This is a genomic window from Pseudomonas promysalinigenes (genome assembly GCF_014269025.2).
Lineage (GTDB): Bacteria > Pseudomonadota > Gammaproteobacteria > Pseudomonadales > Pseudomonadaceae > Aquipseudomonas > Aquipseudomonas promysalinigenes.
The window spans coordinates 4,620,292-4,634,769 of sequence record NZ_CP077094.1; the positions used below are offsets into that span (position 1 = coordinate 4,620,292).

The window sequence follows — 14,478 nt, forward strand, 5'->3', positions numbered from 1 at the left end:
TCAGCGTTGCTCGGCAGGAGCCGGCAGGGTGAACCCGGAGACCGAGCGGCGCATCTCACTGGCCATTCGCGCCAAGTGGCGGATGCTGTCGGCAGTGGCTCCGGAACCGGCTGAAGTCTGCGCGGTGATCTGTTGGATCACCGCCATGGTGTGGGAAATCTGCCCGGCAGAGGAGGTTTGCAACTGGGCGGCGTCGGAGATGCTGTGGATAAGCTCGGCAAGGTTCTGCGACACGCCTTCGATCTCAGCCAACGCTACCCCGGCATCCTGGGCCAGCCGGGCACCGCGCACCACTTCGGCGGTGGTCTGCTCCATGGAAATCACGGCTTCATTGGTGTCCGCCTGGATGGTCCGCACCAGCGCCTCGATCTGCCGGGTCGCCGAGGACGATCGCTCGGCCAGGCGCTGCACCTCGTCGGCCACCACGGCAAAGCCGCGGCCGGCTTCGCCCGCCAGGGACGCTTGAATGGCGGCGTTGAGGGCCAGGATATTGGTTTGATCGGCAATATCGTCGATCAGGCTGACGATATCGCCGATTTCCTGGGAAGATTCGCCCAGACGCTTGATTCGCTTGGCAGTGTCCTGGATCTGTTCACGGATGTTGTTCATGCCATCGATAGTGTTGTGTACCACCTCGTTGCCCTTGTTGGCGATGGCCACCGAACGCTCGGCAACTTTGGCCGATTCATACGCGTGAGCAGAAACCCTGTCGATCGATTCGACCATGTCGCCAACCGCCTCGGAAGCCTCGCTGATCTGCTCGGCCTGGTGCTCCGAAGCCTTGGCCAGCTGCCGTGCGGTGTTCTGCGTGTCCTGCACGGCAGCTGCCACCTGCTCGGCACTGTGGTTGATGGTGGCCACCAGGTCGCGCAACTGGTCGACCGAGTAGTTGATCGAGTCGGCGATGGCGCCAGTGAAGTCTTCGGTCACCGACACCGTAACCGTCAGATCGCCGTCGGCCAGCTCTTCGATTTCATCCAGCAGACGCATGATCGCTTGCTGGTTACGCTCATTCTTCTCAGCGGTTTCCTGCAACTGGCGATGGGTAGTGCGGACCATCACCAGGCCGATCAGGATGATCGAAGCCAAGGCCAGCAGGCCCAGTGCGTACCCCCCGACGGTGTCGAGGGTGCGGCCACTGGCGAGGTTCTCGAACCCGTTGGCCAGGTGCGAGGCTTCGTCGAGCAAGGTCTGTGACAGGCTGAAGATGTTTCCGGCCGCTTCGCGAACGCGAAACAGCTCCGGCGAAGTTTCGAGGATTTCATCCACCGAACCTGCCACGAACTGGAACAATTCGGCGATCTCCGCCAGGCGAGCACGGGCGTCGGTGTCTTCCACGCGGGTTACCTGGATGACCGGGTTGCCGCCGAGCATGCCTTCGAGCACTTGGCCGAAGCGGCTGGCGTCGCGGCCAAAGGCATCGGCAGCCTGCGCCGCCGTTTCATCGCCAGCCAGTACCGTGTTGACCGAACCAAGGATGCGTTCGGCCAGCAGCAACTGGCGTTGAGCCACCACCACCTGATTGGCCGGCGCGCCGCTCTGGAGCAGGATTTCCACCACCTTCTCGTACTCGACCTGCAGTTGCGGCACGGTCTCGGCCAGGGTCGCAGCCACCTGGTGCAAAGACAGCACGGTCTGCTCGCTGGCCAGAATGGTATCGGTGTTCTTGCGCAGGTTTTCCCAGTCCTGGCGCACCGCCTCCATTTCATCGCGCACCGCCGCAGGCGCAGCAGGCAGGCCGGTAGACTTGTCACCCTCGCGCAGGTAGCTCCAACGCTGTTCGAAATCGTTGCGCGCATCAGACAACAGCTTGAACGCCAGGGCCTTGCCCGCTGCCGCCTCGGTGGCATTCTTGGCGATCCGCTGGGACAACACGCGCAGCTCGCCGGCATGGCCGATGTACTGCTTGTCGTGGTTGGCCTGGGTATTGAGGTAAGCGAAGTTGGCGAACAGCAGAATGATCGACAGAATAAGGATCACGAACAGCACGGTGATCTGCACGATGCTGCGCGTGCGTGGGGTCATGCTGGCGGGGGCGACTGGGGTGGCCGGCTTGTTCACGTTCGAAAGTCCTATAGCGCCACGTCAAGAAAGCCCGGCGCCTGGGCCAGGGCGAAGGGGCTGAAGATTGCCCAGTTGCGCTCGCGCGCGAAGTGCCCCTGCACGTAGCGGGCAGCGGCCCGCAGTAGCGGCTGTGGTGGCGACAGCTCCAGGCTACTCAGGGCGAAATGCTGAAGGCCCAGCACCTCGTCGACCAACAGGCCGACGAACAGGTCTTCATGGTCCAGTACCAGCACCCGCCGCTGCTTGCCCGGCGCGGTGGGCCCAAGGCCGAAGAAACTGCTCAGGTCCATCACCGGCAGCAGCCGGCCGCGCAGGTTGGCCACACCACACACCCATGGCTGTACGCCAGGCACACGGCTGCTGCGCGGCTCGCGCAGTACCTCGGCTACCTCGCCCATCGGAGCCACGAACCATTGCCCGGCAACCCTAAAGCCGATGCCGCTCCATTGCTGCAGGCGGGCGCCCTGCGGCGGTTGATCGGCCACCAGCAGGCGGCAGCGCCGGTCGATGTCCAGCAACAGCTCGAAGGCGGTCAACGACGCGCCCTGCGGGCGAGTGGTCAAGCGCTCAGCACTTCTTGCAGTTTGGCAATCAACGCGTCTTCTTCCACAGGCTTGGTCAGGAAGTCGCGCGCGCCCTGGCGCGTGGCCCAGATACGGTCGGTTTCCTGGTCCTTGGTGGTCACGACCACCACGGGAATGGCGCTGGTTTCTGGATCTTTGCTCAACTGGCGGGTCGCCTGGAAGCCGTTCATGCCCGGCATGACGATATCCATGAGTACCGCATCGGGCTTTTCCTGGCGGGCCAGGGCCACGCCATCGGCACCGTTGTTGGCCTTGAGCACCTGGTGACCGTGCTTTTCCAGCCATTCGGTCAATCTGTACATCTCTGTCGGCGAATCGTCGACAATCAGAACGCGGGCCATTGTGTTTCCCCATCAGGAAATTGAAAGCCGCACCCGCACGGCGCGGTCAGGGTGCAGATTGTTCGGGCACGGCGAAACCAGGCACATGGGCCTTGATCGCGTCGAGCAGTTCTTCTTTGCTAAAGGGTTTGGTCAGAAACTGGTCGGAGCCGACCACCCGACCGCGGGCCTTGTCGAACAGGCCGTCACGCGATGACAGCAAAATCACTGGGATGTCTTTGAAGGCACTGTTGTGCTTGATCACTGCGCACGTCTGATAACCATCCAGGCGGGGCATCAGCACATCGACGAAGATGATCTTTGGCTGGTGATCAATGATCTTGGCCAGGGCATCGAAGCCATCACTGGCGGTGATCACCTCGCAGCCCGCTTCGCCGAGCAACATCTGCGCAGTGCGGCGGATCGTGCGGGAGTCGTCGATCACCATCACCTTCAGGGGCTGTTCCATAAGTCGCGTTACCATCGCTGCACAGTGTGGGCAGCAAGCCACTGACGGCTTGCAGCTTGAAGCTGAGGCATTTTTAGCACACTCCTGGGGCCCGTACCATCTGCCGCCCCCTTGACCCGCGGCGCTCACAGCGCCACCCTGAGCCACTTTTCTTTCGACCCACCGCGGCCTGCGGCCGCCAAGAGGAACCACCCATGAGCGTTCGCCTCGGCATTGTCATGGACCCGATCGCGTCCATCTCCTACAAGAAGGACAGCTCGCTGGCCATGCTGCTGGCTGCCCAGGCCCGCGGCTGGAGCCTGTTCTACATGGAGCAGCGCGACCTTTATCACGGCGAAGGCAAAGCCCGCGCCCGCATGCGCCCACTCAAGGTATTCGCAGATCCCGCGCGCTGGTTCGAGCTGGGCGAGGAGCAGGACAGCCCCCTGGCCGAGCTGGACGTGGTGCTGATGCGCAAGGACCCGCCCTTCGATATGGAGTTCGTCTACAGCACCTACCTGCTCGAGCAAGCCGAACGCGAGGGCGTGCTGGTGGTGAACCGCCCGCAGAGCCTGCGCGACTGCAACGAAAAACTCTTCGCCACCCAATTCCCGCAATGCATGGCGCCCACGCTGGTCAGCCGCCGTGCCGATATCCTGCGTGCATTCGCCGCCAGCCATGGCGACGTGATCCTCAAACCGCTGGACGGCATGGGCGGCGCTTCGGTGTTCCGTCACCGCCAGGGCGACCCAAACTTGTCGGTGATCCTCGAGACCCTGACCCAGCACGGCGGCCAGCAGATCATGGCGCAGGCCTACCTGCCCGAAATCAAGGACGGCGACAAGCGCATCCTGATGATCGACGGTGAGCCGGTCGACTATTGCCTTGCCCGCATCCCCGCCAGCGGCGAAACCCGCGGCAACCTGGCGGCAGGCGGCCGGGGCGAAGCACGCCCCCTGACCGAGCGCGACCGCTGGATCGCCGCCCAGGTCGGCCCAGCACTGCGTGAAAAGGGCCTGCTGTTCGTAGGCCTGGACGTGATCGGCGACTACCTCACCGAAATCAACGTCACCAGCCCCACCTGCATCCGCGAGATCGACGCGGCCTACAACACCGATATCGGTGGCCGGCTGATGGATGCCATTGATCGCAAGCTCAAGGCGCGCTGACCGCCGACGCTGAGCAATTGCCCGCGGTGGGGTATGATGCCGGTCCTTATCGACTGAGCTGCTGCCCCGCCCTGCGGTTGCTGGATACCTGATGACGCTGCCTGCCGACATCCCTTCCGACCTGCTGCCACCGCGTGTTCGCCCGGTGGACCGGCTTGGCTTTACCCTGTTTCTGGCCGCCCTGGTGCACCTGGCGTTGATCCTGGGCGTGGGCTTTACCGTGGTCAAGCCAGCCGAGGTCCGCCAGAGCATGGATATCACTCTGGCCACCTTCAAAAGCGAAAAAGCGCCCAAAAAGGCGGATTTCCAGGCCCAGGACAATCAGCAGGGCAGCGGCACGCTGGAAAAGAAAGCGCTACCGACCACCACCGAGGTGGCGCCGTTCCAGGACAGCAAGATCAACAAAGTCACACCGCCCCCTGCGGCCAAGCCCGAGGTCGCTGCACCGCCCAAGCCGGAAAAATCCGTGGTGGCGACCAAGGCCCCGAAAGCGCAGAAGGCCGAGCCCAAGCCCAAGCAAAGCAAGCCGCAACCCAAGCCCGCGGCCACTCCGGATTTCGACAGCTCGCAACTGTCGAGCCAGATTGCCAGCCTGGAAGCCGAGCTTTCCCATGAGCAGCAGATGTACGCCAAGCGCCCGAAGATTCACCGCATCAATGCGGCCTCGACCATGCGGGACAAGGGTGCCTGGTACAAGGAAGAGTGGCGCAAGAAGGTCGAGCGCGTGGGCAACCTGAACTACCCCGACGAAGCTCGTCGCCAGCAGATCTACGGTAACTTGCGGATGATGGTTTCGATCAATCGCGATGGCTCGCTGTATGAGGTGCTGGTACTGGAGTCGTCCGGGCAGCCGGTGCTGGACCAGGCGGCGCAACGCATCGTACGGCTGGCGGCGCCATTTGCACCGTTTACCGGTGACCTGGCCGAATTCGACCGTTTGGAAATCATCCGCACCTGGCGTTTTGCCCGTGGCGACCGCTTGTCGAGCAACTAACCCCCATGCTGCACGGCCGCTGTGCCAGCGGGTTCAACCGTGAATCCGCCAGATCAGGCAATGATGTGGCCGGGGCGTATGCACTGGCGAGTGAACCCGGTCCCACAGCCTCATTGCGCACCTTGTCAGTCTCCTCACCTGGCGCCACACTATCTCCCATGAAAACCCTCAGCCCGAGCTACCTCAAGCATCAGTTCCTGATCGCCATGCCGCACATGGCCGATCCGAACTTCGCCCAGACCCTCACGTACATCGTCGAGCACAACGCCAATGGCGCCATGGGCCTTGTGGTCAACCGGCCACAAGAGCTGAGCCTGGCCGACATTCTCGAGCAGTTGCGTCCAGACGAACTGCCCTCGGCCACTACTTTGCAGGTGCCGATCTACCAAGGTGGGCCGGTGCAGACCGACCGAGGCTTCGTCCTGCACAGTAGCGAATGCAGCTACCAAGCCACCGTCGAGCTCCAGGGCCTGTCGCTGTCCACCTCGCAGGACGTGCTATTCGCCATCGCCGAAGGTGATGGGCCCCGACACAGCCTCATCACCCTGGGCTATGCCGGCTGGGAAGCAGGCCAACTTGAAGCCGAACTGGCCGACAATGCCTGGCTCAACTGCCCATTCGACCCTGACATTCTCTTCGCCGTCGCCAGCGAACAGCGCCTGGGTGCCGCAGCACGTAGCCTGGGGATCAATCTCAGCCTATTGACCAGCCAGGCGGGCCACGCCTGATGGCTGAACAACACCCACAACTGCGTTTGCTGCTGGGCTTTGACTACGGCAGCAAGCAGATAGGCGTGGCCGTTGGCCAAGTGGTGACCGGGCAAGCCCGCGAGCTGTGCACACTGAAGGCGCAGAACGGCGTGCCGGACTGGGTTCAGGTGGAAAAACTGGTCAACGAATGGAAACCCGATGCCATCGTCGTCGGCCTGCCGCTGAACATGGACGGCACCCCAAGCGAAATGAGCGCCCGCGCCGAGAAGTTCGCGCGACGCCTCAATGGCCGCTTCAACCTGCCGGTACACACGCACGACGAACGCCTGACCACCTTCGAAGCCAAGGGTGAACGCCTGGCCCGTGGCGGCCAGCGCGGCAGCTACCGTGACAACCCGGTCGACGCCATCGCCGCCGCCTTGCTGCTGCAAGGCTGGCTGGAGGCCAATACCTGACCCTTCCGCGTTTATGTCGGGGCCATCGCCTTGCCCCGGCGCCCTCAGGAGATACCCATGAGCCTACCCAACCCCGCCGAGCTGATCCGGCAGATGGCTGTCGACCTTCGTGCCCATCTGGCCCGCCGCACTATCACCGAACCACGCTTCATCGGTATCCGTACCGGCGGCGTCTGGGTTGCCCAGGCCCTGCAGGAGGAAATGGGCGACCAGAGCCCCCTCGGCACCCTGGACGTATCGTTCTACCGGGATGACTTCAGCCAGAACGGCCTGCACCCTCAGGTCCGCCCGTCGGAGTTGCCGTTCGAAATCGAGGGCCAGCACCTGGTGCTGATCGATGACGTGCTGATGAGTGGCCGCACCATACGCGCTGCCCTCAATGAATTGTTCGACTACGGCCGCCCGGCCAGCGTTACTCTGGTCTGCCTGCTCGATCTGGATGCTGGCGAGCTGCCAATTCGCCCGAATGTGCTCGGCGCCACCCTGTCGCTGGCCGCCAATGAACGGGTAAAATTGACCGGCCCCGCACCGCTCGCCCTCGAGCGCCAGGACCTCGCCACTGCTTCCGCCCTTTAAGAGTCCCCTCGCGATGACGCCAATCGACGCCAAGCGCCCGCTGCAGCTCAATGACCAGGGCCAGCTGCGCCACTTCCTCTCGCTCGACGGTTTGCCCCGCGAACTGCTCACCGAGATCCTCGACACCGCCGACTCGTTCCTCGAAGTCGGCGCCCGAGCCGTCAAGAAAGTACCGCTGCTGCGCGGCAAGACCGTGTGCAATGTGTTCTTCGAAAACTCCACGCGCACCCGCACCACATTCGAGCTGGCCGCCCAGCGCCTGTCGGCCGATGTGATCAGCCTGAACGTGTCGACCTCCTCGACCAGCAAGGGCGAGACGCTGTTCGACACGTTGCGCAATCTGGAGGCCATGGCCGCCGACATGTTCGTCGTGCGCCATAGCGACTCCGGCGCCGCGCACTTCATCGCCGAGCACGTGTGCCCGGACGTCGCGGTTATCAACGGCGGGGACGGCCGCCATGCCCACCCCACCCAGGGCATGCTCGACATGCTGACCATCCGCCGCCACAAAGGCAGCTTCGAGAACCTCTCGGTGGCGATCGTCGGCGACATCCTGCACTCACGCGTGGCCCGCTCCGATATGCTCGCGCTCAAAGCGTTGGGCTGCCCGGATATCCGTGTGATCGGCCCGAAAACCCTGATCCCGATCGGCATCGAGCAGTACGGCGTCAAGGTGTATACCGATCTCGCCGAAGGCCTCAAAGACGTCGACGTGGTGATCATGCTGCGCCTGCAGCGTGAGCGCATGGCTGGTGGCCTGCTGCCCAGCGAGGGCGAATTCTACCGCCTGTTCGGCCTGACCACCGCGCGCCTGGCCGGCGCCAAGCCGGATGCCATCGTCATGCACCCCGGCCCGATCAACCGCGGCGTGGAAATCGAATCGGCCGTGGCCGACGGTAAACACTCGGTGATTCTCAACCAGGTCACCTACGGCATCGCCGTGCGCATGGCCGTACTGTCCATGGCCATGAGCGGGCAGAACGCGCAACGTCAATTCGACCAGGAGAACGCCCAGTGACCATCAGCATTCTTGGCGCTCGTGTCATCGATCCGGTCAGCGGCCTGGACCAGGTCACTGACCTGCACCTGGACGGCGGCCGCATCGCCGCCATCGGCACCGCCCCGGCCGGCTTCAGCGCCAGCCGCACGATCCACGCCGATGGCCTGATCGCCGCACCTGGCCTGGTCGACCTCGGCGTCTCGTTGCGCGAGCCGGGCTACAGCCGCAAGGGTTCCATCGCCAGCGAAACCCGTGCGGCGGTAGCCGGCGGCGTCACCAGCCTGTGCTGCCCACCGCAGACCAAGCCGGTGCTGGACACTTCGGCGGTGGCCGAGCTGATCCTCGATCGCGCCCGCGAAGCGGGCAACAGCAAGGTCTACCCAATCGGCGCGCTGACCAAGGGCCTGGAAGGCGAACAGCTGGCCGAGCTGGTTGCCCTGCGCGACACCGGTTGCGTGGCCTTCGGCAATGGCTTGAAGGAGATCCCCAACAACCGCACCCTGGCCCGTGCCTTGGAGTACGCTGCCACCTTCGACCTGACCGTGGTGTTCCACTCCCAGGACCGCGACCTGGCTCAAGGTGGCCTGGCCCATGAAGGCGCCATGGCCAGTTTCCTCGGCCTGCCCGGCATCCCAGAGAGCGCCGAGACCGTGGCCCTGGCGCGCAACCTGCTGCTGGTGGAGCAGACCGGCGTGCGTGCGCACTTCACTCAGATCACCAGCGCCCGTGGCGCACGGCTGATCGAGCAGGCCCAACAGTTGGGCCTGCCAGTCACGGCAGACGTTGCCTTGTACCAGCTGATCCTTACCGACCAGTCGCTGCGCGAGTTCTCGAGCCTGTACCACGTGCAGCCGCCACTGCGCACCGCTGCAGACCGCGATGGCCTGCGAGCGGCGGTCAAGTCGGGGGTGATCCAGGCGATTTCCAGCCACCATCAGCCCCATGAGCGTGATGCCAAGCTGGCACCTTTCGGCGCTACGGAACCTGGCATCAGCAGCGTTGAGCTGCTGCTGCCGCTGGCCATGACCCTGGTCGAAGACGGCCTGCTCGACCTGCCGACCCTGCTTGCTCGCCTGAGCAGCGGCCCGGCCAAGGCCATGCGCCTGCCAGCCGGTGAGCTGAAAGTGGCAGGCGCCGCCGACCTGGTACTGTTCGACGCCAAAGCCTCGACCATCGCCGGTGAGCGCTGGCTCTCGCGCGGTGAAAACTGCCCGTTCATCGGCCACTGCCTGCCGGCGGCCGTGCGTTATACCTTGGTCGACGGGCACGTCTGCCACGAGGCCTGATAGGCCGCGTCGCCCTTTGGCGGGTACATCCGCGCCCACCGGTATTGCACAAGCTAGCCCTTGTGCACACCCAAGTAGGTGCGGATTTACCCGCGAGGGGCCAAGCCCATCGGGCACGACCATTCATCCCCCCCGGTTGAAATCCTTCCCCCCACCCCCATATGAGTCTGCATCAGGCAATTTTGCCCCGCTGCGTGGAGACTCTCCCCTTGACCACCATCGTTTCTGTCCGCCGTAATGGCAAAGTCGTCATGGGCGGCGACGGCCAGGTATCCCTCGGCAACACCGTGATGAAAGGCAATGCCAAGAAGGTCCGTCGCCTGTACAACGGCGAAGTGATCGCAGGTTTTGCCGGTGCAACCGCCGATGCCTTCACCCTGTTCGAGCGCTTCGAAGCCCAACTGCAGAAACACTCCGGCCACCTGATCCGTGCAGCCGTCGAGCTGGCCAAGGACTGGCGTACCGACCGGTCGTTGAGCCGTCTGGAAGCCATGCTGGCCGTTGCCAACAAGGACGCTTCGCTGATCATCACCGGCAACGGTGATGTGGTCGAACCCGAAGACGGCCTGATTGCCATGGGTTCCGGTGGTGGCTATGCCCAGGCCGCAGCCCGCGCGCTGCTGAACAAAACCGACCTGTCGGCCCGGGAAATTACCGAGACCGCCCTGAACATCGCTGGTGACATCTGCGTGTTCACCAACCACAACCTGACCATCGAGGAGCAGGACCTGGCCGAGTAATCAGTTGTTCTGGCGCCCCACCCCGGCGGTGGGGCTTTTCCACGCTGAACACCTCGTCCAAGGACCATTTTTGATATGTCCATGACCCCCCGCGAAATCGTCCACGAACTGAACCGCCACATCATCGGCCAGGACGACGCCAAGCGCGCCGTAGCCATCGCCCTGCGCAACCGCTGGCGCCGGATGCAGCTGCCTGCCGAGCTGCGTGCCGAAGTGACGCCCAAGAACATTCTGATGATCGGCCCAACCGGCGTCGGCAAAACCGAAATCGCCCGGCGTCTGGCCAAGCTGGCCAACGCGCCGTTCCTCAAGGTCGAAGCGACCAAGTTCACCGAGGTAGGCTACGTTGGCCGCGATGTCGAGTCGATCATCCGCGACCTGGCCGATGCTGCATTGAAGATGCTGCGCGAGCAGGAAATCGTTCGGGTACGCCACCGCGCTGAGGACGCCGCCGAAGACCGCATCCTCGACGCCCTGCTGCCCCAGGCCCGCGTCACCAGCTTCAGCGAGGAAGCAGCGCAGACCAGCAGCGATACCAATACCCGCCAGCTGTTCCGCAAGCGCCTGCGCGAAGGGCAACTGGACGACAAGGAAATCGAGATCGAAGTTGCCGAGAACATGGGCGTCGAAATTGCGGCGCCACCCGGCATGGAAGAGATGACCAACCAGCTGCAGAGCCTGTTCGCCAACATGGGCAAGGGCAAGCGCAAGACCCGCAAGCTGAAGGTCAAGGACGCACTGAAGATGGTGCGCGACGAGGAAGCCAGCCGCCTGGTCAATGAAGAAGAACTCAAGGCCAAGGCCCTGGAAGCGGTCGAGCAGCACGGCATCGTGTTCATCGATGAAATCGACAAGGTGGCCAAGCGTGGCAACGTCGGCGGCGCTGATGTATCCCGCGAAGGCGTACAACGCGACCTGCTGCCACTGATCGAAGGCTGCACAGTGAACACCAAGCTGGGCATGGTCAAAACCGACCATATCCTGTTCATCGCCTCCGGTGCGTTCCACCTGAGCAAGCCGAGCGACCTGGTGCCGGAGCTGCAAGGCCGCCTGCCGATCCGTGTCGAACTCAAGGCACTGACCCCAGAGGACTTCGAGCGCATTCTGCAAGAGCCCCATGCCTCGCTGACCGAGCAGTACAGTGCCCTGCTCAAGACCGAGGGCTTGAACATCGAGTTCGCCGCCGACGGTATCAAGCGCTTGGCCGAGATTGCCTATCAGGTCAACGAAAAGACCGAAAACATCGGCGCCCGCCGCCTGCACACCCTGCTCGAGCGCCTGCTCGAAGAGGTGTCGTTCAGTGCTGGTGACCTGGCCAGTTCCCATGAAGAAGCACCGATCCGTATCGATGCTGCGTATGTAAACGGCCACTTGGGTGAACTGGCGCAGAACGAGGACCTGTCGCGCTACATCCTGTAAGGCCAGCGTCGCCTTCTTCGCGGGTAAACCCGCTCTCACCCGCACCGCCCAAATGTGGGATGTGCCCCAACCTGTGGGAGTGGTTTTAGCCGCGAAGCGGCCGGCACAGGCCGACCAGGCAGTCGCCCCAAGGTTGGGTGGGCACCTGGAACAGGTCATCGGGCGCCGCGCCGCCTCGAAAAGGCCCTTGAATCCCTCTACCGGAAGCTGGAAGCTTGCTGGACCAGCTACCTAGGGATTCCCGCCATGGCCCGCATGCCCACCGCCATCAACCTGCACAAAGCCTCCAAGACCCTCAGCCTCACCTACGCCCCTGACGACGTCTACCACTTGAGCGCCGAGTTTCTGCGCGTTCATTCGCCTTCCGCCGAGGTCCAGGGCCACGGCAATCCCATCCTGCAATTCGGCAAATTGAACGTCGGCCTTAGCGGCCTGGAACCGGCTGGCCAATATGCACTGAAACTGACCTTCGACGACGGTCATGACAGCGGCCTGTTCACTTGGGAGTACCTCGAACAGCTATGCCTTCGTCAGCAACAGCTATGGGCCGAATATCTCGATGAACTGCACAAAGCCGGCAAATCCCGCGATCCCGCCGAATCGGTTGTGAAATTCATGCTCTAGCTCAAGCCTTCCAGGCATTAGAGCGCATTTTCTAATCTCATCTGTTTGAATGCCTTACAGACAACCCCAATAAGGGTTGTCTTGCGCATTACATGAAAGTCGGGTAACCAATGGAACTGGCAAGTTCCCTGCATCGCCTTCAGGGCAATCAGGCACTGGCCGGTATGTAGAGGTCGCGAGCGAAAGCAGGCTGTCTTCACACGCAGAATCCCCCGCAGCTCATCACCGAATGCATCCGGCCTGCAGCACCGCTGTTCCTTATCACTGGTCACCCGAGTAGCGGTACTGGGTTGTCCGCTGTGCATGACGCTACAGCACCCCGGTACTCGTCTCAGGACAACGGAGCGTCGTAGATGAGTAACAAGAACAACGATGAGTTGCAGCGGCAAGCCTCGGAAAACACCCTGGGGCTCAACCCGATCATTGGCATTCGCCGCAAAGACTTGCTGAGTTCGGCCCGTACCGTGCTGCGCCAGGCCGTACGCCAACCGCTGCACAGTGCCAAGCACGTGGCGCATTTTGGCCTGGAGCTTAAAAACGTGCTGCTGGGCAAGTCCAGCCTCGCCCCCGAAGGCGACGACCGCCGCTTCCAGGACCCGGCCTGGAGCAAGAACCCTCTTTATCGTCGTTACTTGCAAACCTACCTGGCTTGGCGCAAGGAGCTGCACGAATGGATCGGCAACAGCGACCTGTCGCCACAGGACATCAGCCGTGGCCAGTTCGTCATCAATCTGATGACCGAAGCCATGGCGCCGACCAACACCTTGTCCAACCCGGCCGCGGTCAAACGCTTCTTCGAAACCGGCGGTAAAAGCCTGCTCGATGGGCTGTCCAACCTGGCCAAGGACGTGGTCAACAATGGCGGCATGCCCAGCCAGGTGAACATGGACGCTTTCGAGGTCGGCAAGAACCTTGGCACCAGCGAAGGCGCAGTGGTCTACCGTAACGATGTGCTGGAACTGATCCAGTACAGCCCCATCACCGAACAGGTGCATGCTCGCCCATTGCTGGTGGTGCCGCCTCAAATCAACAAGTTCTACGTCTTCGACCTGAGCCCGGAAAAGAGCCTGGCGCGCTTTTGCCTGCGTTCGCAGCAACAGACCTTCATCATCAGCTGGCGCAACCCGACCAAGGCTCAACGTGAGTGGGGCCTGTCGACCTACATCGACGCGCTCAAGGAAGCGGTGGATGCAGTGCTGGCCATCACCGGCAGCAAAGACCTGAACATGCTCGGCGCCTGCTCCGGCGGCATCACCTGCACCGCCCTGGTGGGCCACTACGCGGCGCTGGGTGAACAGAAGGTCAATGCCCTGACCCTGCTGGTCAGCGTGCTGGACACCACCGTGGACACCGATGTTGCGCTGTTCGTCGATGAACAGACCTTGGAAGCTGCCAAGCGCCACTCCTATCAAGCCGGTGTGCTCGAAGGCAGTGACATGGCCAAGGTATTCGCCTGGATGCGCCCCAACGACCTGATCTGGAACTATTGGGTCAATAACTACCTGCTCGGCAACGAGCCACCCGTCTTCGACATCCTGTTCTGGAACAACGACACGACCCGCTTGCCGGCCGCCTTCCACGGCGACCTGATCGAGATGTTCAAGAACAACCCCTTGACCCGCCCGAATGCCCTGGAAGTGTGCGGCACCGCCATCGACCTCAAGCAGGTCCAATGCGACATCTTCAGTGTTGCCGGCACCTCCGACCACATCACCCCCTGGCAGTCGTGCTACCGCTCAGCGCATCTGTTCGGCGGCAAGATCGAGTTCGTGCTGTCCAACAGTGGCCATATTCAGAGCATCCTCAACCCGCCAGGCAACCCTAAAGCCCGTTACATGACCGGTGCGGATCGCCCAGGTGACCCGGTGGCCTGGCAGGAGAACGCCGACAAGCACGCCGACTCCTGGTGGCTGCACTGGCAGCGCTGGCTGGGCGAACGTGCAGGCGAGCTGAAAAAGGCGCCGACGCGCCTGGGCAACCGTGCCTACGCCGCAGCCGAGGCTGCACCCGGGACCTACGTCCACGAACGTTGAGTCGCAATGCCGTGGCCGCCTGGAGCGCGCCACGGTACCTCTTCAAGCTACCGAGC

At 63.0% G+C, this 14,478-nt stretch carries 15 protein-coding genes; 11 read left to right on the plus strand and 4 right to left on the minus strand.

Translation table 11 applies throughout. The features are described from left to right. From HU725_RS20965 to HU725_RS20980, 4 genes are read right to left on the minus strand one after another with little or no spacing between them, the layout of a single operon-like run. Positions 1–2,025, minus strand: coding sequence for a methyl-accepting chemotaxis protein (locus tag HU725_RS20965; RefSeq protein WP_189657904.1), 2,025 nt, complete (start codon positions 2,023–2,025; stop codon positions 1–3). Between the two features lie 47 nt (positions 2,026–2,072). Beyond that, entirely contained in the window at positions 2,073–2,627 is a 555-nt protein-coding gene (locus tag HU725_RS20970) for a chemotaxis protein CheW (RefSeq protein WP_186476323.1), read from the minus strand. After that, positions 2,624–2,989 (minus strand): twitching motility response regulator PilH, encoded by a 366-nt coding sequence (gene pilH, locus HU725_RS20975; RefSeq protein ID WP_060478168.1) that lies wholly within the window; start codon positions 2,987–2,989, stop codon positions 2,624–2,626. The genes HU725_RS20970 and pilH overlap by 4 nt, the downstream gene beginning before the upstream one ends. A gap of 46 nt (positions 2,990–3,035) precedes the next feature. Beyond that, positions 3,036–3,437, minus strand: coding sequence for a response regulator (locus tag HU725_RS20980; RefSeq protein WP_060478169.1), 402 nt, complete (start codon positions 3,435–3,437; stop codon positions 3,036–3,038). A 194-nt stretch (positions 3,438–3,631) separates the two neighbouring features. Here HU725_RS20980 and gshB point away from each other — a divergent pair, with 194 nt between their 5' ends. From gshB to phaC, 11 genes are all read left to right on the plus strand, one after another. Next, positions 3,632–4,585: a glutathione synthase gene (gene gshB, locus HU725_RS20985; protein ID WP_186476322.1), complete on the plus strand. Its 954-nt coding sequence runs from the start codon at positions 3,632–3,634 to the stop codon at positions 4,583–4,585. Positions 4,586–4,676: 91 nt separating this feature from the next. Then, the gene (locus tag HU725_RS20990) at positions 4,677–5,579 is read left to right on the plus strand and encodes an energy transducer TonB (protein ID WP_060478171.1); all 903 of its coding nucleotides are present in this window, start codon (positions 4,677–4,679) and stop codon (positions 5,577–5,579) included. 158 nt (positions 5,580–5,737) lie between these two features. Next, a complete protein-coding gene (locus HU725_RS20995; RefSeq protein WP_186476321.1) occupies positions 5,738–6,307 on the plus strand; it encodes a YqgE/AlgH family protein in 570 nt (189 codons plus the stop codon). Continuing rightward, complete coding sequence (gene ruvX / locus HU725_RS21000; protein WP_186476320.1) at positions 6,307–6,744, plus strand: Holliday junction resolvase RuvX; 438 nt, start codon at positions 6,307–6,309, stop codon at positions 6,742–6,744. The genes HU725_RS20995 and ruvX overlap by 1 nt, the downstream gene beginning before the upstream one ends. A gap of 57 nt (positions 6,745–6,801) precedes the next feature. Beyond that, entirely contained in the window at positions 6,802–7,320 is a 519-nt protein-coding gene (gene pyrR / locus HU725_RS21005; RefSeq protein WP_186476319.1) for a bifunctional pyr operon transcriptional regulator/uracil phosphoribosyltransferase PyrR, read from the plus strand. Between the two features lie 13 nt (positions 7,321–7,333). Continuing rightward, the gene (locus HU725_RS21010; RefSeq protein ID WP_008099987.1) at positions 7,334–8,338 is read left to right on the plus strand and encodes an aspartate carbamoyltransferase catalytic subunit; all 1,005 of its coding nucleotides are present in this window, start codon (positions 7,334–7,336) and stop codon (positions 8,336–8,338) included. Continuing rightward, a complete protein-coding gene (locus tag HU725_RS21015) occupies positions 8,335–9,606 on the plus strand; it encodes a dihydroorotase (RefSeq protein ID WP_186476318.1) in 1,272 nt (423 codons plus the stop codon). Before HU725_RS21010 ends, HU725_RS21015 begins: the two co-directional genes overlap by 4 nt. A 209-nt stretch (positions 9,607–9,815) precedes the next feature. After that, positions 9,816–10,346: an ATP-dependent protease subunit HslV gene (gene hslV, locus HU725_RS21020; RefSeq protein WP_186476317.1), complete on the plus strand. Its 531-nt coding sequence runs from the start codon at positions 9,816–9,818 to the stop codon at positions 10,344–10,346. 75 nt (positions 10,347–10,421) lie between these two features. Then, positions 10,422–11,765, plus strand: a complete 1,344-nt coding sequence (hslU, locus tag HU725_RS21025; RefSeq protein WP_060478177.1) for an ATP-dependent protease ATPase subunit HslU — start codon at positions 10,422–10,424, stop codon at positions 11,763–11,765. A gap of 246 nt (positions 11,766–12,011) precedes the next feature. Next, positions 12,012–12,389 carry a gamma-butyrobetaine hydroxylase family protein gene (locus HU725_RS21030; protein ID WP_186476316.1) on the plus strand — a complete coding sequence of 126 codons (378 nt, stop codon included), beginning with the start codon at positions 12,012–12,014 and terminating at the stop codon, positions 12,387–12,389. Between the two features lie 353 nt (positions 12,390–12,742). After that, complete coding sequence (gene phaC, locus HU725_RS21035; RefSeq protein ID WP_060478179.1) at positions 12,743–14,422, plus strand: class II poly(R)-hydroxyalkanoic acid synthase; 1,680 nt, start codon at positions 12,743–12,745, stop codon at positions 14,420–14,422. The last annotated feature ends 56 nt before the right edge of the window (positions 14,423–14,478 follow it).